Genomic DNA, 25,399 nt, shown 5'->3' with positions numbered 1-25,399 from the left:
CTAAGTGTCTGCGGGGTGAGGAGGCGGCGGTGCGCATCTCGGTCATCGGCTGCGGCTACCTCGGCGCCGTGCACGCGGCCTCGATGACCGAGCTCGGCCACGAGGTGGTCGGGATCGACGTCGACGAGCGGAAGGTCTCGGCGCTGTGCGCGGGGCGGGCGCCGTTCTACGAGCCCGACTTCGAACAACTGCTGGGCCATGCGCTCGGGTCGGGCCGGCTGCGCTTCAGCACCGACATCGCCGACGCGGCGGGCGCGCAGGTGCACTTCCTGTGCGTCGGGACCCCCCAGAAACACGGGGAGTACGCCGCCGACCTCCGCTTCGTCCAGGCCGCCGCGGAGTCGCTGCTGCAGGTCCTGGCGCCCGGCGAACTGGTGGTGGGCAAGTCGACCGTCCCGGTCGGGACCGCTGCAGGGCTCGCTGCCATGTTCGGCGAGAAGGTGCCGGGGGCGCTGCTGGCCTGGAACCCGGAGTTCCTCCGGGAGGGCTTCGCCGTCCGCGACACCCTGCATCCCGACCGGCTCGTCTACGGCCTGCCCGCCGACGGCGACGGGGAGACCGCCGAGCGCCTCCTGGACGAGGTGTACGCGCCGATCGTCGCCCGGGGGATCCCCAAGGTCACCACCGACCACGCCACCGCCGAGATGGTCAAGACGGCGGCCAACTCCTTCCTCGCCACGAAGATCAGCTTCATCAACGCGATGGCGGAGCTCTGCGAGGCCACCGGCGCCGACGTCAAGCAGCTGGCCGACGCCATCGGCTACGACGACCGGATCGGGCGCAAGTTCCTCAACGCCGGGCTCGGCTTCGGTGGCGGGTGCCTGCCCAAGGACATCCGCGCGTTCATGGCCCGCGCCGGCGAGCTCGGTGCCGACCAGGCGCTCACGTTCCTGCGCGAGGTCGACAACATCAACATGCGCCGCCGGATCCGCATGGTCGAGCTGGCGCGCGAGGTGCTCGACGGGTCGCTCCTGGGCAAACGCGTGGCGGTCCTCGGCGCGGCCTTCAAGCCCGACAGCGACGACATCCGCGACTCCCCGGCGCTCAACGTCGCCGCCCAGCTGCAGCTGCAGGGCGCGGTGGTCTGCGTGACCGATCCCGCGGCGGTCGACAACAGCCGCCGCGAGTGGCCGCAGCTGGACTACGCCGCCACGCCGGAGGAGGCTGCGGCCGACGCCGACGCCGTCCTGGTGCTCACCGAGTGGCGCCAGTACCGCGAGCTCGACCCCGTCGCCTTCGGCGCCCTCGTACGGCAACGGCGGGTCCTCGACGGGCGCAACGCGCTCGACCGGGAGGCCTGGACCGCCGCCGGCTGGACCTATCGCGCCCTGGGCCGCCGCGTCGGCTGAGCGGCCCACCCGTCCGCCTCCGGAGCGCGACGGGACCGGTGGCCGTCCCACCCGTCCGGGTGGGCCCACGCGTCCCACCCACCCCCGTGGTGTGACCGTCCGGTCACGTTCCAGCCCCCATCTGCCGATGCTCCGCCCGTGTGGACGTGGATCGTCGGCGGGCTCGCCGTGTGGGTGGTCGTCGCGATCGCGCTCGGCGTCGTCCTGGGCCGGGGCATCCGGCTGGCCGACCGCCGGTCGCCGGCCACCGGGGCCGAGCGGCCGTTGACGACGGCGGCGCCCGGAGCCGCCCGGGACTCCGCGCCGGCCGCCGTCCGCCCGGCTCGCCGGCGCGTGCCGCTGCCGCCCGTGGGCGTGGCCCTCGCCGGGCTCGCCGTCGCGCTCGAGGCGGTCGGCTACGCGCTGCGCCTGCGCGGCACCACCGGACAGGTGGCCCAGGTCCTCTCGATGGACGCCCCGTACTCGCTGCCGCGGACGTACGTGGCCGCCCTCTTCGGGGCGGCCGCGCTGGCGGCTGTCGCCGGCGCGGCCCGCAACCCGGGCCGCCGGACCTGGTGGCTAACCGTGGGCGCGGTGGCTGCCGGGATCGCGGTGGTCAAGGCGGGCGGCACCGTGCACGTCACGGCGATGGAGGCGCTCGCGGAGCTGACCTCGCCGGCCGGCGCCACGGTCATCAGCGCCCTGGTCGCGCTCGGCGTCCTGGCCGTCCTCGCCGTCGTCAGCCGCGCCGAGCGCCGGGACCGCCGCCGGGTGCTGTCCACCTTCGGCCTGTACGCCGTGGCCTCGGTCGGACTGTCCGCCGTGTCGGGCTGGGTCGGCCCGCAGTGGTCGGCCATGGCCACGTTCGTCGAGGAGTCCGGCGAGGCCCTGTCCGGCGTCGCCGTGCTGGTCGCCGTGCTCGTGGGTGTCGCGCCGCGCCTCGTGCTGCCGGCCTCCTGGCTGCGCCGCCGCGACGACGCGCTGTCGCTCGAGGCGGCGCAGCGGCTGCCCGTCGCGCAGGACTGACCCGGGGGAGCCAGTCCGCGCGGGCCGCTCCGTCGTTACGCTCCGCTCCCGCGCCGGGCCCGGTCCCCGGCCGGGAGACGGTGGGGAGGCGGCGTGCTGCATGTGCTGGCCGAGTTCCGGGAGCGGGCGCGGGCCGCGCTGCCGCCCGAGGTCTGGGACTACTACGAGGCCGGTGCCGGCGACGAGGTCACGCTCGGTGAGGCCGAGGCGGCCTGGCGGGACTTCCGGCTACGGCCCCGGGTGCTGCGGGACGTGTCGCGGGTCGACCTCACCACCGGGCTGCTCGGCACGCTGACCGCCTCGCCGTTCGTCGTCGCTCCCATGGCGCTGCACGCGCTCGCGCACCCCGACGGCGAGTGCGCGACCGTGCGCGGTGCCGGCGACGCCGGGTGCCTGACCGTCGTCTCCACCCGCGCCTCCCGGACCCTGGAGGACGTCGGCGCCGCCGCCACCGGCCCGTGGTGGTTCCAGGCCTACCTGATGCGCGACCGAAGGCTGACCGAGGCGCTGGTCCGGCGCGCCGCGGCGGCCGGGGCCCGCGCGGTCGTGCTCACGGTCGACACGCCGTACGTCGGGCGCAAGGGGCGGGTGGCCGGCGTCCGCATCGCCGTACCCGACGAGCAGTACCTGGTCAACCTCGCGCAGCACCTGGTGCCGGGCGCGGCGGCCCGCGAGTCGGCCGAGCAGGACCCGTCCATGACGCCGGACACGATCGGCCGGCTGGCCGAGGTCTCGGGCCTCCCGGTCGTGGTCAAGGGCGTGCTGCGCGGCGACGAGGCGGCGCGCTGCGTCGAGGCGGGTGCGGCCGGCGTCGTCGTCTCCACCCACGGCGGGCGGCAGCTGGACCGGGTGGTGCCCAGCGCGGACGCGCTGCCCGACGTGCTGGAGGGCGTCGGCGGCCGGGTACCCGTCCTGGTCGACGGCGGGATCCGCAGCGGCACCGACGCCCTCGTGGCGCTGGCGCTGGGTGCCGACGCCGTCCTCGTGGGCCGGCCGGTCCTGTGGGCGCTGGCCGCCGGTGGAGCCGAGGCGGTGCGCGAGGGGCTGGACGTCCTGACCGACGACCTGCGGCACGTGATGGCCGTCGCGGGCGCCGCGCGGCCGGCCGACCTGGACCCCAGCCTGGTCAGGGCCGGCTGAGGACCCGGTCGGGCGCGTGGCGTCCGCCCGGCCCGTGTCGCCGTCGTCGCCGGGCCGCGACGGGCACCAGGACGACGCACGGTTGCGCAGGACGTTCGCAGTCGTACCATTCGGGCCCGCCAGGACGCACTGGTGCGGGGGTCATGAGGGGGCTCGCGGTGCACGCTCCGGGCGAGGAACCACTGCGGAGTCCGCACCCCACGCGTCCTGACGACCCCGAGTCCGGGACACGGCCGCGGCTGCGTGCCGTGGAGCAGCCCCTCCCGCCGGCGGGTCCGCCGTGCACGTGCGGTCACGGGCGGACGGCGCACGAGCACTATCGCCGGGGCAGGGACTGTGCGCTCTGCGACTGCCGCTCCTACCGCCACCGCCGGTGGTTCCGCCGCGGTCGACCCTGAGCTCCCGCTCCCCGGAGTGACTCCGGCTGCCTCACGGACGGGTGAAACCCGCTGCTCAAGGCGCGGGAGCCCGCTACGGAGAGTGAGAAACGCCTGGTGGGTCGGAAGGCCGTCACCCGATCCGATGGACGCAGCGCGATCTTCCGGGGAGGGTCGCTCGGGGGTGTCCGCGGGCCTGGTGTCCGTCGCCCCCGCCACGTCGCGACCGGCGCGTCGTGGCCGCGAGGAGGGCAGCGTGCTGGGGAACGGACACTCCGCGGGAGCGCTCGGCTCCGTCGCGGTGTCCACCCTCGGCGACCCTGACCGGCGCACCGGCCGGCGCGTCCTCGTGCTCCTCGTCTTCTTCGTGGCGGCGTGGGTGGTCCTGGGGGTCCTGTCCGTCGCCGCCCGTGCCGACGAGGCAGGCCCCGCCGGTCCTGCGCACCGGGGAGTCGACGGCCACTCCGACTCGTGGGAGCACGACGGCGAGGCAGGGCACCCCGGGCGTGCTCCGGCCGAGCAGCCGATCGAGACGTCCCCCGTCACCACGGCCGGGACCCCGGAGGCCGGGACCCCGGAGGCCGGGACCCCCGACGACGTGGTGACGCCCGAGCCCGCTTCTCCGGCTCCGCCCACGGAGTCGCCTGCTCCGGTCGAGCCGGCCCAGCCGCCGGTGGTCCCGCCGGCGTCCCAGCCGTCCCCGGTCCCCGCCGCCCCGGCCGAGCCGGGTACCGGCCCGGGCACCCCGGCCACGGGCACCCCGGCCACGGACGTGCCGGCCACCGGCACCCCCGTGACACCGGGTGCGACCACGGGTACGCCGACCACGGGCACCCCTGCCAAGCCGAGCACCGGCACCGCGGCCACCACCGCCACCCCGGCGACGCCGGGTGCGACCACGGGTACGCCGACCACGGGCACCCCGGCCCCGGGCGCGCCGGCCACCGGCACCGCGACCACCGGCACGACGACCACCGGCACGACGACCACCGGCACGACGACCACCGGCACGACGACCACCGGCACCGTGACCACCGGGACCCTCGCCACGAGCACGCCGACCACGACGGTCACGGGCACCCCGGCGGCGGCTGGTGCCGCCGAGGTGAGCGGTGGAGCCGCCGCCCCCGAGACCGCCGGCCCCGAGACCGCCGCCCCGGAGGCCGCCGCCCCCGAGGCCGCTCCCGAGGCCGTGGAGAAGGCCACCCCCGCGGACGGGACGGTCACGCACGCCGCCGCGAGGTCCCCGCACTGTGACGGTGCTCCGGCGTCGCACGCGGCTGAGGTCGTCGCCGCGCCCAGTGGCGAGGACGGCGGCCGGTCGGATCCAGTGGCAGCCGGGGAGCGTGCGCGCGAGCCTGCGGGCGAGCGGAGCCCTCCCCGGACCGAGGCCGCCGCCAGTCCTCCGGTGCTCGCGCTCGTCGCGACGCCCACGCACGCGTCCGCGCCACCGAGCGACGCTCCTCCTCCGCCTGCCCCGCCGGCCATGCCGGCCCCGCTCCCGCCGCCGGCTCCCCCGGCGCCGACCGGATCGTGCGCCGTCGGCGCCGCCGGTACCTCCGCCACGGGCGGCGGACAGCACGGTGGGTCCGCGCAGGACCTCGCCGTCCTCGGCGGGAGGATCCCGGCGCCGTCCCTCTCGGCGGCCGACCTCGCGCACGGCTCCGACGTCGACTTCGTCACCCCCCGCGCCGACGACCCCGGCTCGTCTCCCGACTGAGGTGCGCGCGGCGGGTCCACCGATCCCGCCGCTCCTGTGGTCGAGCCCCGGCACCTGGCCGGCACCACACCTCGGCCCGCCTCCTCCTGCGCCCCCGTGCGCACCGCCTCGCGCGGACCCGTCGTGGTCCCCGGCGGCTCGGACGAGGCCACGGCCCCAGTCCCCAGAGACAACGCACGAGCCACGAGAGCTGAGTCATGACACAGACGCAGAGCCAGACGGACGCCCGCATCCCGACGCACGCCCGCATCCACCACGTCCCGGTCCGCACCGCCGCGCCGCGGGTGAGCGTCGTCATCCCGACCTACAACGAGGCCCGGAACCTGCCGCACGTCTTCTCCCGGCTCCCCGCCGGGCTGCACGAGGTGGTCGTCGTCGACGGGCACAGCATCGACGACACGGTCGAGGTGGCCCGGGCGCTGCGGCCCGACGTCCGCATCGTCCGGCAGAACCGCCGGGGCAAGGGCAACGCGATGGCCTGCGGATTCGCGGCCGTCACGGGCGACGTCGTCGTCATGCTCGACGCGGACGGCTCGGCCGACGGGCAGGAGATCGAGCGCTTCGTCGCCGCGCTGACCGCCGGCGCGGACTTCGCCAAGGGCACCCGCTTCGCCGGCGACGGTGGCAGCTCCGACATCACCCGGATGCGCGCCTGGGGCAACCGGTGGCTCAACCGGGCCGCCAACGTCCTGTTCGGCACCCGCTACACCGACCTCTGCTACGGCTACAACGCGTTCTGGACCCACTGCCTCCCGTCCCTCGAGCTGGACCCCGGGACGGAGCGCGGCGACGTCAAGCGGTGGGGTGACGGCTTCGAGATCGAGACGATCATCAACACCCGCATGGCCAAGGCGGGCTTGCAGATCACCGAGGTGCCCAGCTTCGAGCACCCGCGGCTGCACGGGATCAGCAACCTCAACACCTGGCGGGACGGCTTCCGGGTGCTGCGCGCGCTGGTCGTCGAGCGGTGCAACGGCAGGGGTCGCCGGGTCGTCGCCGTGGCGCCCATCGCCCTGCCGGCGCAGCGAGCGAGCCGTGGGGCGGGCGAGGCGGGATCGCGGAAGGCCGAGCAGACGGCGTGACCCGGCGGCCCGCCCCTTCACGGGGCGGGCCCGGGAGCACCGTCGACAGCCCCTGCGTGCCGGTTGCCGGTGGCATGGTCTCCGGCCTCGTCGTCAGGCCGGCACCCGCGTCGACGGCCCGGGGGCAGGTCGCGGAGCTGCCGTCCGCCCGCCCGAGGGGACGCCGTCGTCGCGCTGACCACCGTGACGGGTGGGACGGCTGCGGCGCCTCGTCCGCCAAAACGGTGAGTAACTGGGCGATAGCGAAGCGGAGCCGTACGCTCACGTCGATGCACGGCCCACCGGGGGCCTCGCAGCCCCAGGAGGTCGCCATGCAGCCCGCTTCCCGAGCCGTGATCAGCGGGGACACCGCGCTCGCCCACCCGGAGGTGCGACTGGCGCCCGCCCCGAGCGCCGGTGTGGCGACCTGCAGCGACTGCGGCCACGGCCGACAGGCCCACCAGCACTACCGTCGCGGCACCGACTGCGCCCTCTGCGGCTGCGACCGCTTCCGTCGCTCGCTCCTCGCCCGGCTCCTCGGCACCCGCTGAGGACCGTCCGGGGGGCGACGGGCTGCCCGCTCCCACCGGGTGGGCGACGTCCTCCGCGGACGCCCCGGCAGGCCGGGCACCGTCAGTGCGACGGCTCCCGGAGGGCGCCGTCCATGCGCGCCGCCAGCTCGGGCGTGTGCTCCCCGCTGAGCAGGACGTGGTGCGAGCCGGGGATGGAGACGACCCTGAGGTCCGGCGCGACCCTGCGCCACACGTACAGCAGGTTCGCGATCACCGGCACCCGGAACCGTGCCCGGAAGTACGTGACCGGTCCTGCGTAGGGCCGTAGCCGGTAGGCGTTGAACACCCGGTAGGCGGCCGCGAACGTCTGCTTCTCCTCGTCCACCGGGGGAAGGGAGCGGCCGAAGCGCCGGCGCAGGACCGCGCGCACCGTGTCCTCGACCATGCCGGGCACCAGGAGTGCGATCCACCAGGCCACGGTGCGCAGGGCACGCGAGGACCGTGACATGTGGTCGAAGGGCGGCTCGGTGTCGAGCAGGCCGAGGAAGGTGACCCTCCGGCCGGCTGCGGTGAGCTGCCGCGCCATCTCGTAGGCGACCAGCCCCCCGAAGGAGTACCCGGCCAGCCGGACGTCCCCCTCGGGGAGGGTCTCCTGGACGACCGCGACCAGCGGGGTGGCGATCTCCTCGATGGTGATGCCCTCGGTCGCCGCGATCCGGGGATCGGACGTCAGGCCGTACACGGAGGCCGGGGTCCGCAGGGCATCGACCAGGGTGCGGTAGATGTCGACGTCCCCGAGGTAGCCGTGCACGAGGAACAGCGGGGTGACGCCCGGGTCGCCGCGGCGCAGCACCTCGCACCGGGAGTGGTCCGGAGCCCCGGTGGTGACCGCGCGCGTGACACCCCGCACGGACGGGTCGGCCAGGAAGTCCTCCAGCAGCAGCGGGCGGTCGAGCTCCATCCGCAGCCGGCGCATGAGCGTCATCGCCTGGCGCGAGGTGCCGCCGGCGTCGGAGAAGTGGGCGTCGTCGGGCACCGGTGCGCCGAGCACCTCGGTGAACACCCGCGCGACCACGGCGTGGGTGTCGCCGTCCCCGTCCAGGACGGCTCCGGCCGTCGCGGTCTCCTCGGCACGCCGGGCTGCCGCGGCGATCGACTCCAGTGCTCCGGGGTTCTTGAGCGCCGACAGGTTGCGGACGGGCCGGCCCTCGAGCACGGCCCGTGCCGCGCTCTCCGAGCGCTTGCCGTTGTGGGTCAGCGGGATCGCGTCGACCGCCAGGATCACCGACGGCACGTGCGCGGGCGATCCCTCGCGACGCAACCTCGCCCGGATGCGGCGGCCCAGCTCCGCGTCGAGCTCCACGTCCTCCTGCAGCACGACCAGCAGCACCATGCGGCTGCTCCCGGGTGCGGCCGGGTCCTGCGTCTCGACGGCGATCGCGTCGGCCACGCCGGGCACCGCCCGGACGATGGTGTAGACCTCCGAGGGGCCGATGCGGATCCCGTTGACGTTGAGGACGCCGTCCGACCGGCCGTGGAGCCGCGAGGAGCCGTCACCGGCGATCTCGATGCGGTCGCCGTGGGTCCACGTGCCGGGGTGCTGGACGAAGTACGCGGCCCGGAACCGCTCCCCGTCGGGGTCCTGCAGGAACCGGACCGGCCGAGAGGGGAAGGGGTTGCGGCAGACCAGCTCGCCGACCTCGTCGAGCACCGGGCGCTCCTGGTCGTCCAGCGCGGCCACGTCGAGGCCCAGGCTGATCGACTGGCAGCGCCCCGGACGGACCGGGACCTCCGGGTGGCCGAGCACGAAGCAGCCGACGATGTCCGTACCGCCCGAGATCGACTGCAGCGGCACGGGACCGACGTGCTCGGCGAGCCAGGCGAACTGCCAGTCGTGCAGGACGGCGCCGGTCGACAGGACGGCGCGGAGGGAGCTGACGTCGACGTCGGCCGCCGGGACGTACCCCTCGTCCTGGCACAGCTGCAGGTAGGCGGGGCTCGTGCCGAGAACGGTCACCCCGTGCTGCGCCGCGAGACGCCAGAGCGTCTCCGGGCCGGTGACCGGGCCGTCGTAGAGGACGACGTGCGCGCCCACCGACAGGGCCGACAGCTGCCAGTTCCACATCATCCAGGCCGTGGTGGTGTGGAAGTACAGGACGTCGGTCGGACGGAGGTCGACGTGGAGGCGGTGCTCCTTGACGTGTTCGAGGAGCGAGCCGCCGACCCCGTGGACCATCGCCTTCGGCGGCCCGGTGGTACCCGAGGAGAAGAGGACCCAGAGCGGGTCGTCGAAGGCCACCCGCGGCCAGTCCGGGCCGGGGTCGTCCGCCGGGACCGCCGACACGAGGTCGGTCATGCGGGTCACGGGGGCCCCGGGCAGCTCGGGCAGCGGCCCGTCGTCGAGGAGGACCACCCGGCGGGTCGCCGGCAGCGCCGACACGAGCTCCGCCAGCACCTCGTCGGCGGGCCGCTCGCCGCCCCCGAGGCTCGTGCGGTCGACCAGCAGGGTGGTGGCACCGACCTGGCCGAACCGCCCGAGCAGGCTGCTGACACCCATGTCGGGGGTGGCGGTCGACAGTGCTGCCCCGAGACCCGCCACCGCGAGACCGGCGACGACGACCCGGGCGTTGTTGGCCGAGACGGCGGCCACCGTGTCCCCGGCGCGCACACCGGCGTCGGCCAGGGCGCGCGAGGTCCGGCGGGCGGCCGCGCGCAGCTCGGACCGCGACAGCCGTTCCGACGAGCCGTCCCCGTGCACGGAGGTGAGCGCCGGTGACGCGTCGTCGACACCGGCGAGCGGGCGCAGCAGGTTCTCGGCGTAGTTGAGCCGGACGTCCGGGAAGAAGCGGGCGGTCCAGACGTCGTCCGACGTGGTCACCGTGTCGGCGGATCCCTCCCAGGCGAGGTCAGCCCAGTCCAGGAAGGTGCGCCAGAAGTCCTGGTAGGAGGCCACCGACCACCGGTGCAGCGCCGTGGCGGTGGGGAGCCGCCGACCGGCCACCGACTCGCAGCGGAGCCGGAAGTCCCCGATCTGGTGCACCCCCGCCGGCGTGCGCACCTCGTCGGGAGCCGTGTCGAGCTCCGTCATCTGCTACCTCCTGGTGTCAGGGTCACAGGGCCGATCGCGTCCGGGTCCAGCGGGACGGTCGTGGCCAGGCCGGCGACGTACCCGCGGAGGACCGGCGGCCTGGAGACGTGCAGGCCGCCCACCAGCCCGTCGTCGGCGACCGGCGTCACGAGGTCAACGGGCGATGGTGGGGTGCCGGTTCCCCCCGCCTCGGCCGTGACCTGCGCCGCGACGTCCCACCGGGGATCGGCGAGGTGGGTCACGCCCGGGACGACGGGTTCGGGCGCAGGGGCGACCGGGCGGTTGCCGGATGCCCTGCCGGTCACCCGAATGGCCATCACACTCCGTGTGCGCAGTCGTCGACCCACGGTCAGGGGACGTCAAGCTAGTGGCTGACCCGACCACTGCCAAGGGAGTCACGCCGGCCGCTGACCACCGAGCATGGGCTCCCGACGGGGCGGCGCGCCCGCACGGGGTCGCGCTCTCACCCCGAAGGGTGAGCCGGGATCGCCGTCCCGGGCCGCGCGGGGACGGCGGAACACGATCGGAGGACCGAGGTACGCCTCGCGGACGTGGGCCGTTACCGTCGTCGGGTCCAGACACGCAGAAGGAACGGTGTACATGTCTGCCCCTGCGTCCGGTTCGCCCGTCGCCGACTCGGCCCGCCGCACCAGCAGCGTCGCACCCGTGTTCGAGGCGGTGGTGGCCCAGCGGGGCAGTGCGCCGGCCGTGTGCGGACCGGACTCGAGCATGAGCTTCGAGGAGCTCGGGCTGCGTGCGCGGGCCGCCGCCCGCCGGATCCGCGCCCACCTGCCGTCGGGCGCCGCGCCGGATGCTCCGGTGGCGGTCCTCGCGACCCCGTCCCCGGAGCTGGTGGTCGCCATGTTCGGGGTGGTGCTCACCGGCAGGCCGCTCGTCGTCCTCGACCCGCAGCTGCCGACCGGCCGTCTCCAGCAGATCCAGGAGATGGCGGGAGCCGCGCTCGCCGTGGTCGAGGGCCGGCTCGCGGCGCGCGCCGCGGAGGTCGGGACCTTCCCGGCCCTGAGGGACCTGGACGCCGTCATCGCCCTGCCGGGCCCGGAGGACACCGCGGCGGCCGACGGGGAGCAGGTGGCGGAGCCGGGGCCGGACAGCCCGGCGACCATCGTCTTCACCTCCGGGTCCACCGGCCGGCCGAAGGGGGTCGTCCACGGGCAGGCGTTCGTCGTCGCGGAGGCCGCCACCACCGGCCGGCTCATGGGCCTGACGGCGGGGGAGCGGCTCGGGCTCGTCCTGCCGCCGTCCTTCGCCCTCGGTGAGCACGCCGTCTTCGGCGCCCTCCTCAACGGGGCGAGCCTGCACGTCTACGACCCCCGGGACCGCGGCATGCGCGGGCTCCCCGCCTTCCTCCGGCAGGAGGGGGTCACGGTCCTGTCGATGACCCCGTCCCTGCTGCGGGCGCTGACCGGTGCGCTGTCGCCGGGACAGGGCCTGGACGACCTCCGGCTCGTGGTCACCGCCGGTGAGGCGCTGCAGGCGCGTGACGTGCTGGCGGCCCGCGACCGCCTCGGGGCGGTCACCGTCGCGAACCACCTCGGCTCCTCCGAGGTCGGTCAGCTGACGTTCGGGCCCCTCCTGCCCACCGACCCGGTCGGCGACGGCCCCGTACCGGCCGGGCACGTGGTCGAGGACAAGGAGATCCTGGTCCTCGGCGAGGACGGCCGTGCACTCCCGCGCGGCGAGGTCGGCACGTTGCTCGTCCTCGGTGCCCACCTGGGGAGCTACCTGGGTGGAGGCGTGGACGGCCCGTTCGGCCGCGCCGACGACGGCCGGGCCACGTTCCGCACGGGGGACCGGGGCCGCTACGACGAGCACGGCGTCCTGCACCAGCTGGGTCGCACCGACGACGCGGTGAAGGTCAACGGCTACCTCGTCGAGCCCTCCGAGGTCGAGGCGGCGCTGCGCGGTCTGACCGGGGTGGCGGACGCGGCCGTCGTCGCGGTGCGGAACGAGACCAGCACCGGCCTGGTCGGCTACGTCGCGCCCAACAGCGACCAGCGCACCCCCTCGCCGGCACAGTTGCGTCGCGAGCTCGTCGCTCTGCTGCCGAGCTGGATGGTCCCCGCCGAGCTGGTGCTGTTGGACGAGATGCCGCGCAACGAACGCGGCAAGGTCGACCGTGCGGCGCTCCCCGCCCCCACCCGGCCCGAACCCGAGCCGCCCCAGGGGCACTGGGAGCAGGTCGTGGCCGGGCTCTTCGAGTCCGTCCTGCTCCGCTCCGGCGTCGGCCGGGACGAGACCTTCACCTCCCTGGGCGGGGACTCGCTGAGCGTCGAGGAGATGCTGACCCGTCTCAGCGAGCAGCACGGTGTCGTGCTGACCTCGGGGGACGTGGCCGAGAACGCGACGGTGCGCCAGCTCGCGGCGGTCGTGTCCCGGTCCCGGGCAGGTGCCGACGGTGGGGCGCGAGCCGGGTCCCGGCGCCGGCACCCCAGCGTCGTGGCGCTGCGGCAGACGGGCTCGCGCCCACCGGTGGTGTGCTTCGCGGGCGCCGGGGCCGGAGGCCAGGCCTTCCTCCCCCTCACGGAGGCACTGGGCGAGGACCAGCCCGTGTACGCCTTCCAGCCGCACGGTTTCGAGGAGTGGGGGCTGCCCGACTACTCCATCGGGATGGCGGCGCGCCGGCACCTCCGCCGGCTCAAGGAGATCCAGCCGCACGGGCCGTACCGGCTGGTCGGGCACTCCATGGGGGGTCTGGTCGCCCTGCAGATCGCCCGGCGCCTGGCCGCCGCGGGCGAGCAGGTCGCCTCGGTGACCCTCATCGACACCGTCCTGCCGCAGCGGCTGGTCGAGCAGGCCTGGTCGCCCGAGGCGACGGCGGCCGGGGAACGCCCCGCGGTGGCCCCCCTGCCCGGGGACGACAAGTACGGCGCGCCGGCGACGAGGCGCGAACTGTGGCGTCGGCGCGTCCTGGCGCTCGTGGCCGGAGCGCTGCCGCCGTCGGGCGCGCGGATGGAGGGGCTCCTGGAACTGGGGGTCCGGGTGTCGCTCCTGCACCGACCGCAGCCCTGGGACGGCCGCGTGGACGTCTACGTCAGCCACCTCAACGAGGCGAGCCTCGTCGTGTGGCAGCAGCTCCTGGTCGGGGACACCCGGATGACCACCCTGCCCGGCGAGCACAACTCCCTCCTGCGGCCGCCGTTCGTGGAGCAGATCGCGCGCGGCTTCGCCGCAGCTGCCGACACGGCGGACTGAGCGCCGCCCACAGGCCCAGGACCGACCCGCCGGGCGGTGCCCATCCGGGCACCGCCCGGCGTCGTCCGTTCACGTGTCGTGACGGACGGCCGGTCCATGATCCCGGTCACGACACCCCGGTCTCCCAGGTGTGTCACAGTTTCATTGGGCAACGTCCTCGTCGTGGTCAGAGCGGACGCGGGGGGAGTGCCCTCGCAGCGACAGAGCGGTCGTCGCCGATCACGGCGCGCGGGACGTCCCCCGTCCCGCGCGCGACGCCGGCCCCGGTCGGCCACGGGAGGTCGCAGGAGCCCTGCGCCTCCCGACGCCGAACCCCGAGCACTGCGGAGGACGCCCGTGCCGAACCTGTCGACATCACCTGCCCGGGGACCGGTGGTCGAGGCGGTGCCCCTGTCGGAGCGACGCCCACCTGAGCCGACGGTCTCGGTGGTCATCGCCTGCTACACCGAGGCGCGGTGGGCGGGGCTCACCGCGGCCGTCCGGTCGGCGCTGGAGCAGGACCGGCGCCCCCTCGAGGTCATCGTCGCCGTCGACCACGCCCCCGCGCTGCTGGAGCGGGTCGAGCGCGCGTTCCCCGGGGTCCGCGTCGTCCCCAACACCACCGCGCGCGGCGCCTCCGGGACACGGAACGCGGGGGCGAGGGCCGCGCGAGGCGACGTCGTCGCCTTCCTCGACGACGACACCCGTGCGGCACGCACCTGGCTGAGCAACCTCCTCCGCGGGCTGGAGGAGACCCCCGGGGTCGTCGGTGTCGGGGGGCGGGTCGCGGCCGACTGGCCCGGGGGCACCGTGCCCCGCTGGTTCCCGCCGGAGTTCCTCTGGGTCGTCGGCGCGTCCTACGAGGGGATGCCGACCGCCCGCAGCGAGGTGCGCAACGTGTGGAGCGAGAGCATGGCGGTCTGGCGCGAGGACTTCGCCCGGGTCGGCGGTTTCCGCGACGGCTTCGGGAAGCTCGGCGCGAGCTCCAGCCCGGAGGACACGGAGTTCTGCATCCGCGCGTCCGCCGTGACCGGCCGGTCCTGGCTGTACGTCCCGGAGGCCGAGATCGTCCACGACGTCCCGGCCGCGCGGGCCAGCTGGGCCTACTTCGTCCGCCGGTGCCATGCGGAGGGGCGGGGCAAGGCCGCGATGGCCGCCCTGGACCAGGGGAGCGCGCTCGGGGAGGAACGCGGTCACGTGCTGGGGGCCATCCCCCGCGGCGTGTGGCGCGACCTGCGCGGTCTCCTCGGCGGGGACGGATGGGGCCTGGCCCGCGCGGTCACGTCCGGGGTGGGCCTGCTGGCCGCCGCCTGGGGGTACGCCGCCGGCCGGACCGGCGCGCTCCGGGCCGGCACCTGACGACGTCGGACGCCGGTGACCGTCCCGAGGGGGCGGTCACCGGCGTCCGTACCGGTCAGGCGCGCGCGTAGATCGTGACCCAGTCGACCTGCATCGTCGTCGTCCGCGGGTTGCCGACGCCGCAGCCGAAGGCTCCGCCGCCGCCCTGGCAGCCGCCGGGCTGGGTCTGGATCGCCAGGTGCATCGACTCGCTCGGCACGCCCTGGTGCACGGTCGTCGCCCACGGCTGACCGTCGAGGGTGTAGACGAGGCGGCCGGGGGACCACTCGACGCCCATGGTGTGCCACTGCGTCGTGTCGACGGCGACCCGCTCACCGACCATCGCGTTGTTCCCCCCGTAGTGCAGCGTCGCCGTCGTGCCGCTGCGGTTCCCGCCGGCGTCCTCCGCGAAGTCGATCTCCGGCGGCCAGCTCGGGCCGTCCGGCCAGAGCAGCGCGGCGTACTTGATCTCGTCGCCGGCGTCGATGCGGAACCGCATCTCCCACTTGCCGTAGGTCTGACCGATCCGGCTGGCCAGGCCCCCGCTGACCCACTGGCCGTTCTGCAGCTCGTTGCGCAGGTTGAGGAAGCCGCCGCTGACCTGCACCTGCGAGGGCGACCAGGTCCCGTACGGGGAGCCGCCGGGCTGGCCGGAGTAGGTGCGCCACTGGGAGCCCAGCGTCGAGCCGTCGAACCCGTCGGAGAAGACCTGTCGCCACCCGGCGACGTTCCCCGTGGGAACGGGCGCGCTCGCCCCGCTCGTCGTCGTCGACGGCGCCGCCGGTGCCGCGGCCTGCGGGGGTGGGGTGGACGACGAGGGCGCGGCCTGCGGCACCGGGGACGGAGTGGCCGACGGCGTGGGTGCGGCGGGCGGCGGAGGAGCGGCGGCCGTGCTCGGCGGCGGCGTCGTCACCGGAGGAGCGGAAGCCGTGCTCGGCGCCGGCGTCGTCGCCGGAGGCGCGGACCGCCGCGTGTGGCCGGTGGCCTCCTCCCGGTGCCGACGCTGCGCGGACGTGGCATCGGGGTCCGAGCGGTGCCACCACGAGGCGGCCTCCACCACCGGAGCGGCGGTTGCGGCCTCCTCCGGTGCATCCAGCGTGAGCGCCACGAGGCTGCTGGCGGCCGTGAAGGTGGCCGTCAGGGCGATGAGGCGGATGGCGAGGCGCCTCCTCACCTCACGGGGTCGGCCGGATGCGCGGTGTGACGACATGGCTCTGAGTAAACATGTCGACACGGTGTGATGTGAAGAGTGCACAGGCGGGTGGGGACCGGTTCGTCCCTCCCGGGCACCGTCCACACCACGAGTCACACGCGCAACGGAGGAGGCAGGGGGTGACCGAGGGGAGCGGCGCCGCCCCTGCTCACGCGCCCGGGTGTCCTCCGATCCGGTGCGGGCTGCGCCACATCCGGCCATCCTGCCCGTCCGGTCCCCGTATCCTGGGATGATCATGCCGCCGCACCCTCGAGCCGCCGGGTCGCCCCCACCCGTCGCCCGGCCTCGCCGCTCCCGCCGGAGCCGGATGGGCGGCTGGCTCGCCGTGCCCGTCGTCCTGGGCCTCCTGGCGTCCTGCACCACGAGCGGCCCGGACTCCCCCCCGGCCGGCCTGGAGGACGGCGTGGCCCCCTCTGCGACGACCGCTGCCGAACGTCTCGGCTGGGAGCAGTGGGACGGCGACGAGTTCGACGACGCGCAGCTGGACCTCACCGACTGGCGTCTCTACGGGGGCGCGGGCGCCAACGACGTGGGCATCCGCAGCCCGGATGCGGTCTCCCTCCGCCAGGGCTCGCTGGTGATCACCGGGTGGCAGCAGTTCTCGGGTGGCCTCGCGTGGCACGGCGAGCCGGCCACCACGTACGGCCGGTGGGAGTTCCGGGCCAGGGTCGAGGAGGGCACCGGCTACGCCCCGGCCATCCTCCTGTGGCCGGACTCGGACATCTGGCCGATCGACGGCGAGATCGACGTGATGGAGATCGTCGCCGGCGACCGGGGGATCAACCACACGACCGTCCACTACGGCGCCGACGACCGGCGGATCGACAGCACGGTGAGCGGCGACTTCACGCAGTGGCACAACTACGCGGTCGACTGGCAGCCGGACGGCATCACCGTCTACATCGACGGTGAGCAGGTCTTCCGGACCACCGAGCCGGCCGCCATCCCGCACGGTCCGATGCACCTGGCCATCCAGCTCGACGTGGGACCTCAGGGCACGTGGATCCCCGCTCCGGACGAGACGACCCCGGAGACGGTGAGCCTCTACGTGGACTGGGTCCGGATGTACCGCTGAGCGCCGGGGAGGCCGCGCCGAGGGAGCCCGGCGTGGCCGCGCGCCCCCACGGGCGGCGCGCCCGTCGCGCCGCGGGGCTGGCCGGAGCCCTCGCGGGGCTGGCGGCGGGCGTCGGTCTCGTCGCACACCACCACCTCTCCGGCAGCAGCTCCCTGGTCGCGGTGAGCGCGGCCTCCACCCACCTGCTCGCCCTCGCCCCGGTGTCCGTCGCGCTGCTGGCCGTCGGCCGGCGGTGGATCGGCGCCGGCCTGGCCGCCGCGCTGACCGCCGCTGCGGTCGCCACCCTGGCGCCCACCTACGCGGGCGGCCCGGTGGACCTCCCCGGCGGGCAGCCGTTGACGCTGCTGACGGCGAACGTGCGGCTCGGCGAGGCCGACGCGGAGGGCCTGGTGGACGCCGTGCAGCGCTCCGGCGCGGACGTGGTGTCCCTGCAGGAGCTGACCCCGCCGCTGCGCCGGCAGCTCGAGGCGGCGGGCCTCGACGAGCTGCTGCCGCACAGCCTCGTGGAGGCATCGCCCGGCGCGGACGGGATCGGACTGTGGAGCCGGCACCCGCTCACCGACGAGACCCGCCACGACGAGCTGACCTTCCCCGCGGTGTCGGCCCGGATCGCCCTGCCGGACGGAGGGCCGGGACCCACCGTGCTCGGTCTCCACGCGGCCGGCCCGTGGCCCCAGGCGGCCGACGACTGGGTCCGCGACATGGCCAAGCTCCCCGCCCTGCTGCAGGGGCTGGCCCGGGAGGCCGACGAGCACGACTCCGCCGTCCTCGTCGGCGGCGACTTCAACGCGACGTGGGGCAACGCGCAGTTCCGCGGGCTGCTGCAGGACGGTTACCGCGACGCGGCGGAGCAGTTCGGTGCCCCGTGGACGGCGACCTTCCCGGCCGGGACGGCGGTCCCGCCGGTCATCGGCATCGACCACGTCCTGGCGCGCGGTGCCGGTGTCCAGGACCTGCGCACGGTGACCGTGCCCGGTTCCGACCACAGGGGGCTGCTGGCCACGGTCAGCCTGCCCGCGGGGTGACCCGCGTGCGGTCAGACGTCCGACGCGACCTCGGGACGCCGGTATCCCGGGTCGTCCACGCGCACCAGCTCGGCGGGGACACCGAGCACGACGCCCCACTCCGGGACGTCCCGCAGGACCAGGGACAGGGCGCCGACCCGGGCGTGTGAGCCGACGTGCACGGCGCCGACGACGACGCACCCGGCGCCGAACTCCACGTCGTCCCCGGCGCTGGCCACGCCCTTCTCCGAGCCGTCCCTCCTGACCACGTTGCCGATCGTGACGTGCTGCCGGAGCACGCAGTCGGCGCCCAGGCGCACGCCGGGGTTCAGCACGATGCCGTGCGGGTGGTAGACGCGCAGCCGGGGTCCCACCTCGAGGCCGGGCGGGAGCTCGACGCCGACGAACAGCGAGGTGAACAGCGAGTAGCCGAAGGCGAGGGCCCTGCCGGGGAGACCCCAGCGCCGCACCGCCCACTGCGCGGTGCGGAACGCCACGAGCAGCAGTCGCGAGTCGAGGTACCCGGCGTTGACCGCCCAGTCCTGGGTGGCCCAGCGGCGGAACCCCCTGTCGGGGACGGTCCCGCTCACGGCCGGCCGCCGTCGAAGCGGGCGATCAACGCGTCGTCGTTCTCGTAGACGGTGGACCACCCCGGCGCCCCCGTGACGGCCTCCTGGAGCCGCTGGAGGGAGCCGTCGGACAGCAGGCCGTAGTACTCGGAGTACTCGATCATGCTGCGGGTGACGACCAGGTACGGCCGCTCGCCCTGGGTCGCCATGAACTCCTCGACCGCGGGCAGCCCGCCGTCGTCGAGCTGGTCCCCGCCCAGGCCGGCGAACGTGATGAGGTCCGGGTCGCCGCCGGAGGACGGCACACCGAAGGCGTTGTAGTCGGCCGTGAGGCGCCCGGGTGCGTTCTGGGCCCCGACGACGAGGGTGCGGCCCTGCTCGCCGTTCGCGTAGAGCCACTGCATGGCCTCCACCTCGTCCTCCGAGAAGGTCGACCAGGCCAGGGTGCCGTGCAGCCCCTGGATGGCGGCCAGCGAGACGGCGACCAGGACGACGGCCAGCGCCGGCGCGAGCACGCGCTGCCATCGGATGCGCAGCACCGCCTGGGCGATCAGGAAGGCGGTGAAGGGCAGGGAGAAGAGGTAGACGCGGTAGATGGCCTCACCCCCGTAGCTCTGCCCGAGCAGGATGAGGAACGGCGCGAACGCCAGCGCGGCGGGCACGAGCACCCGCCCGGGCGTGCGCCAGGACGCCAGCACGGCCAGGGCGCCCGAGAGCCAGATCCCGAGTGCGAGCGCCGAGGCGACGGTGCTCGTGAACACCTGGCCGGCGGTCCCGGTCGTCGTGGACACGACGCCCTCGGCGTTCTCCCAGAAGCGCAGGCTGTCGAGCAGGCCGTAGGCGCTGTTGATGAAGTCCAGCCGCGGGAGCAGGTAGGCCGCGGCGACGAGCAGACAGCCCAGCACCGTCCAGCGGGGCCGGACCGTCCCCAGCACCGTGAGGAGCACGAAGGCCGCGATCAGCATGTACGGCGACAGCTGGTGGGCGATGGTGACCGTGGCGAAGACCACGTACAGGAGGGCCAGGGCTCCCCAGCGGCTCCGCTGCGACACCGGCGGCACCGGCTCCGACCCGCGCACCGACCACGCCTTGAGCCGCCGGAGCCACGACGGCCCGCGGCGCCACTCCGTCGGCGTCCGGCGCAACCAGGCGAGCACGACGAGGACGCAGCCCAGGCTCAGGTGGAAGGCGTACGCCTGCGGCGACAGGTAGGCGGTGCCCACCCACAGCCCCGCGTGGAAGAGGAAGACCGTCAGGAAGGCGACCCGGCGGTCGTCGGACAGCGTCCGGGCGATGGCGAAGACGGGCAGGCACACCAGCAGGCTGGCCGCGAACGGGGCCCAGGCCGCCAGCGCCAGCGTGCTGGTGCCCGTCAGGTCGCCGAGGGCGGCCACCGCCGTGAACAGGGCCGGCCACTGCTGGTAGATGTCGCGGGGGTCCGTGACGCCGTTGCCCTCGCGGAACCACTCGACGACGCCGAGGTGCTTGTACGTCCAGGCGTACTCGGGGTTGGCGTAGAGGACGGGCACGGTCGCGTCGATGATCGCCACGAGACCGACCACCCCGGCGATCAGGACCCAGGTGCGCCGCTGGTCGAAGAGCTCGACGACGAACCCGGTGCACACCAGCGCCAGGCCGACGTAGAACAGCGGACCCACCAGGGCCAGGAGGCCGTAGTCCGACCGCGTCGCGGTGTCGACCTGCGTGAGGCTCACCGCCCACGACACGAGGCCGGCGAGGACGACCAGGGGTGCCAGTGTCCTGCGGGCGCGCGACGGCCGGTCCCGGCGGGCGCTGCTCGCCCTGGCGGAGCCGGGCAGGGCGCCGGGCGTCCCGGCGTCGGTGAAGGCGCGGGTCATCGTGCGGCCCTCCGCGTCCGGAGCAGCGCGACGGCACAGGACGCGAGGGTGCCGGCCGCGAGGACGAGCAGGAGCGTGGTCGGTGACCACACGTCGATCCAGCCCAGCACCGCGGAGCCGATGCCCCACACCGCCAGCGAGAGCACGTTGGTCAGCGCCCACGACGTCGACTGCCGGGGGGTCGGCACGTGCGCCATGACGGCCGCACCGGGACCCGTGCAGACGAAGGCGAGCACGGTCACGAGGCGCACCGCCTGCGGGGCGTCCACGGCGACCGCGAGCGCGGAGGTCACCGACGTGGCGACGCCCACCCAGGCGACGAGGGCCCGGGTGAGGGGGCCGGTGCGGTCCTGGATGCGGAACGGCACGTCCGGCACGGCCGAGGGGGCACTGGCGGAGCTCATGCGGTCGCCTCTCCTGCGGGGATCTCGCCCCGGTTCGCCTCGCGGACACGCCGGGCGGGGACACCGGCGTAGACGCCGTCGGGCAGGCAGTCGGAGGCCACGACCGCTCCCGCCGCCACGATCACGTCGTTCCCGATCGTCACACCGGGCAGGACGGTGACGCGGGCGCCCAGCCACACCCTGTCCCCGATCACGACGGGCAGCCCACTCGCCTCCGGTCGCCACGTCCCACCCGGACCCCGGTGGTCCGAGGTGAGGATCATCGTCTGCATCCCGACGGCGCAGTCGACGCCGATCTCGACCGGCGCGACGGCCTCGATGTAGCACTGCAGGTTCAGGTAGCTGCGCGCCCCGATCCGGATGTTGCGGGGGTCCCCCTCGATGCGGCAGGCGGGGCTCACCGCGAAGGAGTCGACCGTCATCCCGCCCAGCCGGTAGAGCGTGCGGCGCAGGACCTTGGGGACGGCGAAGGACGCCGCCACCCGGTTGAACCAGACGTTGCGCCGGAAGATGCGCGCGTCGAGGCGCAGCGACTCCACCAGCAGTCGGAGGTCGGAAGGGCGCGGCGTCTCCCGGTCGACGGGCTGCGTCGTGGTCACGCTGCCCCCTCGGGCCGGGCGGGCACCTCGGTCTGCACCTGCTGCGGCTGACCCGCGCCGGCGACGAGCTCCCGGTACAGCCGCCGCCCGAAGGGCAGGACGGCGAGCGCCGTGAGGATCTCGGCGGCGAGGTACACCAGCGCGAGTCCCTCGACCCCGAAGCTGGGGAGGCCCACGGCGGTGACCGCGAGGAACACCACCGCCTTGATCCCGAGGGCCGTCACCAGCGGCCGCAGCCGCTTGCGCGCCACGCTCAGGGCGGTGAAGATCACGAACCCGGCGCTGAAGGGGAAGGACAGGGCGATGATGCGCAGCAGCGTCGTCCCCTGGTCCGCGTACTCGGAGCCGAGCAGCGCGAGCAGCAGGGGAGCGGCGGCCAGGGAGACCACCGTCGCCGCGACGCTGACCAGTGCGGTGAGGCGCATCGACCGCTTGATCAGCCGGCGGAAGGCGCCCGCGTCGCTGGCGTACTCGACGACGAAGGCCATGGCGATGCTCCACACCAGCGTGCCGAAGGCGACGCTGATGTACCACGGGACGTAGAAGTAGGCGGCTGCCTCGCTGCCGAGCTCGGCGGAGACGAGCACGGGTGGGAGCAGCGCGACGCAGCTGGCCAGCGCGCTGGCCGCGTAGTCCCCGGCCACGAACCCCTTGATGGAGCTCCAGCGGACGTCGACCGACCCGGTGGAGGTCGTCACGTGCCGGGGGACCAGCCGGCGGAACACGAAGGTGTTGACCACCAGGACGGTCACCAGGGTGGGCACGACCAGCGCGGCGAGCGCACCCCAGCGGCTGGACAGGAGCACCAGGGGGAACAGGAGGGCCACGCGGAGCAGCCCGGCCATCAGGTTCTCCAGGGGCACCCACACGGCTCCGCCGAGGGCGGTGAGCGCGCCGTCCTGGACCAGGAACACGGCGTAGCACAGCGTCGCGCCCACGAAGACCAGCGGGACGAACCACTCGTCGCCCAGGATGGCGCTGCCGAAGCCCAGCGCGACGAAGCCGAGCGTGACCACCAGGCCCATGCCCAGCGCGAGGCCGTAGGCGCGGGCGATGAAGCCCCCGGTCGCGCGGCCGGCTCCCGGGACGAAGCGGAGCAGCACGCTGACGATGTTGAGCTGGGCCAGCCCCGCCAGGAAGGTGATGGCGGACAGGGCCGACGACGCCTGGCCGACCGCCGAGGCCGGGAGCACGCGGGCGGCCACGATCCAGAACAGGATGCCCAGGACACCGGTGAGGATCGTGGAGGCCATGAGCGCCACGGCGTTGAGCTCCATGGCCCGGCGCTTGCGCGGGGCCGCGGTGGCGGTCACGAGGTCTCCTTCGAACGAGCGGTGAGGTAGGCGCGGGGCCCGGACACCATGCCCCGGAGGCGCAGCCGGCGGAGCTCCGGCGGGAGACCCTCGAGCAGGGTGGTGACCCCCGGGTCGCGGGGGCGGAGGCGGCCACGTGCCACCGTGAGCGCCGCGTGCGCGAGCCCCACCAGGTGGCGGGGGTCGCGCGTGACGACGGCCGTCAGCAGCGCGGTGAACCCCGTTCCGTAGCCGGCCATCTGGCGGGCGAGCTCCGCGTCACTGCGGCGGTGGGCGTGGCCGGTGATCGCCGAGGGCTCGTAGCCGAGCACGCGGCCGGACGCCAGCATGCGGACGACCATGTCGACGTCCTCGCCGCCGCGACTGGGCGTCCCGGTGCCGAGTGCCTGGTCGAACGGACCCTGGGCGCGCAGGGCCGTGGCCCGGAAGGCCATGTTGGCGCCCATGAAGGTGCCCAGCTGGTAGAGCGAGTGCGTGCGGACGGTCCGGAGGACGCCGTCCACGCGTCGCTGGACCAGGACCCGGTAGCGCGCCGGGTGCCAGGACCAGGCGCGGGGGCGCTCGAGGCGGAAGGTCTCGGGGGTCAGCACCTTGGCCGACCCGCCGCTGTGCCGCTCGAACAGCTCCTGCGCCGGGGTCTCGAGCTCGCTGGGGACCACCAGGCCCCCGAGTCCGTCGAGCGTCGGCTCCGTCGCGAACCGCTCGGCCAGCGCCCGGATCCAGTGACGGTCGGCCTCGACGTCGTCGTCGGTGAAGGCGACGACCGCGCCCGCGGCCTCGGCGACGCCGCGGTTGCGTGCCGCCGAGATCCCGGGGACGGGCTGGCGGAGCAGGCGCACCCGCGGGTCGCCGAGCTCCGGCACGGCCGCGGCGGCGTCCCCGTCAGGTGTGCCGGGGCGGTTGTCGACGACCAGCACCTCGACCGGCGCGAGCTCCTGGTCCAGCAGTGCCCGCAGGCAGCGGGAGAGTCCCGCGGGCCGCTCGAGCATGGTGGGGACCACCACGGAGACGCTCGGCAGCGGACCCTCGGCGGCCGGGGGAACCCCGGGCGAGGGCTCCGCCGGCCGCTCCAGGGCGGCGTCCCGGGTGGCGCGGTCGAGCGCCTCGGGCAGGGGGAGGGTGAACAGGGCCACCGGTCGGGCTCCCCGCCGCGCGACGAACTGCACGGCCCCGTAACGGGCGACGTCCTCGTCGTCCAGGACGGGACCGTCAGCTCCGTCGAGGTCCCAGTGCACGACCTTGGTCGGCCGCCATCCGCCGTCACCGGTGCCGGGCCCTGCCGTCGGGAGGCCCGCGTCCCGCCGGTCCAGCCGGCGCTGCCGGAGGTAGGCACCGGGTCCGCGCAGCATGCCGGCCCGGTTCGCCGACAGCAGCTCGGCGGGGAAGTCCGCCGCGAGACCGGAGACGCGCAGGCTGTCGGAGCTGGTCATGTCCCGCACCGCCCGGCCGGCCAGGGCCGCCAGCCGGAGGAGGACGAGCGGCGAGTCGACGATCAGCGAGGTGTAGAAGGCGGTGAGCCCGGTGCCGTACCCCTCCATCTGCCGGCGGAGCCCGGCCACGTCGCGGCGGTGGAAGTGCCGGGTGACCGCGCTGGGGCGGTAGAGGGTGGGCCGACCCGAGCGCAGCAGGTCGGTGAACACCCGCGTGTCCTCGGCGCCGTGGGTCAGGGTGCCGGCGCCGAGTGCCGCGTCGAAGCCGCCGACGGCCCGCAGGGCCGAGGTGCGGAACGCCATGTTCGCGCCGACCCCGAACGGGGGGAGGGGGTAGAGGGGGCTCTGGCGGTCCCCGCTGCCGGGCCCGAAGTCGGCCGCCGTGAAACCGCGCCCCTTGCTGTGCCCGCCGAACTGCTCGAACCAGACCTGTGCACGGGTCGCCAGCTCGGCCGGGACGACCAGTCCGGACACGGCGGCGGCCTGTGGCCGCTCGGTCAGGGCCCGGGTCAGCTCCGACAGCCACATCGGGTCGGCGACCTCGTCGTCGTCGATCCAGGCGACGACCTCGCCCTCCAGCGGCTCCTGCAGTGCCCGGTTGCGGGCCCGGGACAGGCCGGGCCGCGGCTCGACGACGTACCGGACGTCCAGCCGGCCGGCGAAACCCGCGACGACGTCCGCGGTGGCGGTGGTGACCGGCGCGTTGTCGACCACCCAGACGGCGAAGTCGGGATGGTCCTGCGCGGTCAGGCTCTCCAGGCAGACGGCCAGCGCCTCCGGGCGCTCCCTCGTGCACAGGACGACGCTGGCGCGCGGAGCGACGGCCAGGTGGCGGGCGTGCACCTCGGCGAAGCCGGGAGCCCCGGCGCGACGGCGGCGCACGACGTCGCCCCACCGGCGGTCCAGCAGTCGCTGGAGCTCGTCGGCCGGGATCCCCTGTTCGGGGAGCGGCACGACCTCCCATCCCACGGGCTCACCGTCGAGGCGGAGCAGCAGCCACGCCTCGTCCGCGGTGGAGCCGTCCGGAGTCGTGCGCTGCAGCGGACCGACCGCGTCCGAGAGCTCGACGTCCACGACGTGTGCCGCGATGGTGTCGACCGCCGCAGCGGTGTCCTCGACCAGTGCCATCTCAGCTACGACCGTCCGTTCCC

18 protein-coding genes are annotated in these 25,399 nt (G+C 75.1%); 10 read left to right on the top strand and 8 right to left on the bottom strand.

All coding sequences use genetic code 11. The features are described from left to right. Window positions 1–29: 29 nt before the first annotated feature. From HLV61_RS12025 to HLV61_RS12000, 6 genes are all read left to right on the top strand, one after another. The gene (locus tag HLV61_RS12025) at window positions 30–1,349 is read left to right on the top strand and encodes a UDP-glucose dehydrogenase family protein (protein WP_369255643.1); all 1,320 of its coding nucleotides are present in this window, start codon (window positions 30–32) and stop codon (window positions 1,347–1,349) included. Between the two features lie 138 nt (window positions 1,350–1,487). Further along, complete coding sequence (locus tag HLV61_RS12020) at window positions 1,488–2,354, top strand: hypothetical protein (protein WP_369255641.1); 867 nt, start codon at window positions 1,488–1,490, stop codon at window positions 2,352–2,354. A gap of 93 nt (window positions 2,355–2,447) precedes the next feature. Next, a complete protein-coding gene (locus HLV61_RS12015; protein ID WP_369255639.1) occupies window positions 2,448–3,494 on the top strand; it encodes an alpha-hydroxy acid oxidase in 1,047 nt (348 codons plus the stop codon). A gap of 633 nt (window positions 3,495–4,127) precedes the next feature. Further along, complete coding sequence (locus HLV61_RS12010; protein ID WP_369255637.1) at window positions 4,128–5,591, top strand: hypothetical protein; 1,464 nt, start codon at window positions 4,128–4,130, stop codon at window positions 5,589–5,591. Window positions 5,592–5,788: 197 nt separating this feature from the next. Continuing rightward, entirely contained in the window at window positions 5,789–6,673 is an 885-nt protein-coding gene (locus HLV61_RS12005; protein ID WP_369255635.1) for a glycosyltransferase family 2 protein, read from the top strand. A 311-nt stretch (window positions 6,674–6,984) separates the two neighbouring features. Continuing rightward, entirely contained in the window at window positions 6,985–7,203 is a 219-nt protein-coding gene (locus tag HLV61_RS12000) for a hypothetical protein (RefSeq protein WP_369255633.1), read from the top strand. A gap of 82 nt (window positions 7,204–7,285) precedes the next feature. On the opposite strand, the gene HLV61_RS11995 is transcribed toward HLV61_RS12000, so the two are convergent. Further along, on the bottom strand, window positions 7,286–10,252 hold the full coding sequence (locus HLV61_RS11995) for an acetoacetate--CoA ligase (protein WP_369255631.1): 2,967 nt from the start codon (window positions 10,250–10,252) through the stop codon (window positions 7,286–7,288). A gap of 600 nt (window positions 10,253–10,852) precedes the next feature. Here HLV61_RS11995 and HLV61_RS11990 point away from each other — a divergent pair. After that, window positions 10,853–13,465 carry an alpha/beta fold hydrolase gene (locus tag HLV61_RS11990; protein WP_369255629.1) on the top strand — a complete coding sequence of 871 codons (2,613 nt, stop codon included), beginning with the start codon at window positions 10,853–10,855 and terminating at the stop codon, window positions 13,463–13,465. Between the two features lie 384 nt (window positions 13,466–13,849). Beyond that, window positions 13,850–14,803, top strand: coding sequence for a glycosyltransferase family 2 protein (locus HLV61_RS11985; protein WP_369255627.1), 954 nt, complete (start codon window positions 13,850–13,852; stop codon window positions 14,801–14,803). Between the two features lie 55 nt (window positions 14,804–14,858). Here HLV61_RS11985 and HLV61_RS11980 read toward each other — a convergent pair whose 3' ends face one another. Beyond that, window positions 14,859–15,695 (bottom strand): glycoside hydrolase family 16 protein, encoded by an 837-nt coding sequence (locus tag HLV61_RS11980; protein ID WP_369255625.1) that lies wholly within the window; start codon window positions 15,693–15,695, stop codon window positions 14,859–14,861. A 607-nt stretch (window positions 15,696–16,302) separates the two neighbouring features. Here HLV61_RS11980 and HLV61_RS11975 point away from each other — a divergent pair. Both HLV61_RS11975 and HLV61_RS11970 read left to right on the top strand, forming a co-directional pair. Then, a complete protein-coding gene (locus HLV61_RS11975) occupies window positions 16,303–17,070 on the top strand; it encodes a glycoside hydrolase family 16 protein (RefSeq protein ID WP_369255623.1) in 768 nt (255 codons plus the stop codon). 32 nt (window positions 17,071–17,102) lie between these two features. After that, window positions 17,103–18,095: an endonuclease/exonuclease/phosphatase family protein gene (locus HLV61_RS11970; protein WP_369255621.1), complete on the top strand. Its 993-nt coding sequence runs from the start codon at window positions 17,103–17,105 to the stop codon at window positions 18,093–18,095. Between the two features lie 11 nt (window positions 18,096–18,106). On the opposite strand, the gene HLV61_RS11965 is transcribed toward HLV61_RS11970, so the two are convergent. Genes HLV61_RS11965 through HLV61_RS11940 form a run of 6 tightly spaced genes read right to left on the bottom strand, consistent with a single transcriptional unit; the run spans window position 18,107 to window position 25,376 of the window. Then, entirely contained in the window at window positions 18,107–18,664 is a 558-nt protein-coding gene (locus HLV61_RS11965; protein ID WP_369255619.1) for a serine acetyltransferase, read from the bottom strand. Next, window positions 18,661–20,502, bottom strand: coding sequence for a hypothetical protein (locus HLV61_RS11960; RefSeq protein WP_369255617.1), 1,842 nt, complete (start codon window positions 20,500–20,502; stop codon window positions 18,661–18,663). The genes HLV61_RS11965 and HLV61_RS11960 overlap by 4 nt, the downstream gene beginning before the upstream one ends. After that, complete coding sequence (locus HLV61_RS11955; protein WP_369255615.1) at window positions 20,499–20,906, bottom strand: hypothetical protein; 408 nt, start codon at window positions 20,904–20,906, stop codon at window positions 20,499–20,501. The genes HLV61_RS11960 and HLV61_RS11955 overlap by 4 nt, the downstream gene beginning before the upstream one ends. Beyond that, complete coding sequence (locus tag HLV61_RS11950; protein WP_369255613.1) at window positions 20,903–21,505, bottom strand: acyltransferase; 603 nt, start codon at window positions 21,503–21,505, stop codon at window positions 20,903–20,905. The genes HLV61_RS11955 and HLV61_RS11950 overlap by 4 nt, the downstream gene beginning before the upstream one ends. After that, window positions 21,502–22,818, bottom strand: a complete 1,317-nt coding sequence (locus tag HLV61_RS11945) for a lipopolysaccharide biosynthesis protein (RefSeq protein WP_369255611.1) — start codon at window positions 22,816–22,818, stop codon at window positions 21,502–21,504. Before HLV61_RS11945 ends, HLV61_RS11950 begins: the two co-directional genes overlap by 4 nt. After that, window positions 22,815–25,376, bottom strand: coding sequence for a glycosyltransferase family 2 protein (locus tag HLV61_RS11940; protein WP_369255609.1), 2,562 nt, complete (start codon window positions 25,374–25,376; stop codon window positions 22,815–22,817). The genes HLV61_RS11945 and HLV61_RS11940 overlap by 4 nt, the downstream gene beginning before the upstream one ends. Between the last annotated feature and the right edge of the window lie 23 nt (window positions 25,377–25,399).

The sequence above is a fragment of the Geodermatophilus amargosae genome, from assembly GCF_041028265.1.
GTDB lineage: Bacteria > Actinomycetota > Actinomycetes > Mycobacteriales > Geodermatophilaceae > Geodermatophilus > Geodermatophilus amargosae_A.
This window is presented reverse-complemented; position numbering and strand designations above follow the sequence as displayed.

Bases quoted from the DNA above. Each gene is read 5' to 3' on its own strand.
- HLV61_RS12005 (WP_369255635.1), top strand. From the start codon at position 5,789: ATGACACAGACGCAGAGCCAGACGGACGCCCGCATCCCGACGCACGCC.
- HLV61_RS12000 (WP_369255633.1), top strand. From the start codon at position 6,985: ATGCAGCCCGCTTCCCGAGCCGTGATCAGCGGGGACACCGCGCTCGCC.
- HLV61_RS11995 (WP_369255631.1), bottom strand. From the start codon at position 10,252: ATGACGGAGCTCGACACGGCTCCCGACGAGGTGCGCACGCCGGCGGGG.
- HLV61_RS11990 (WP_369255629.1), top strand. From the start codon at position 10,853: ATGTCTGCCCCTGCGTCCGGTTCGCCCGTCGCCGACTCGGCCCGCCGC.
- HLV61_RS11975 (WP_369255623.1), top strand. From the start codon at position 16,303: ATGGGCGGCTGGCTCGCCGTGCCCGTCGTCCTGGGCCTCCTGGCGTCC.
- HLV61_RS11960 (WP_369255617.1), bottom strand. From the start codon at position 20,502: ATGACCCGCGCCTTCACCGACGCCGGGACGCCCGGCGCCCTGCCCGGC.
- HLV61_RS11955 (WP_369255615.1), bottom strand. From the start codon at position 20,906: ATGAGCTCCGCCAGTGCCCCCTCGGCCGTGCCGGACGTGCCGTTCCGC.
- HLV61_RS11940 (WP_369255609.1), bottom strand. From the start codon at position 25,376: ATGGCACTGGTCGAGGACACCGCTGCGGCGGTCGACACCATCGCGGCA.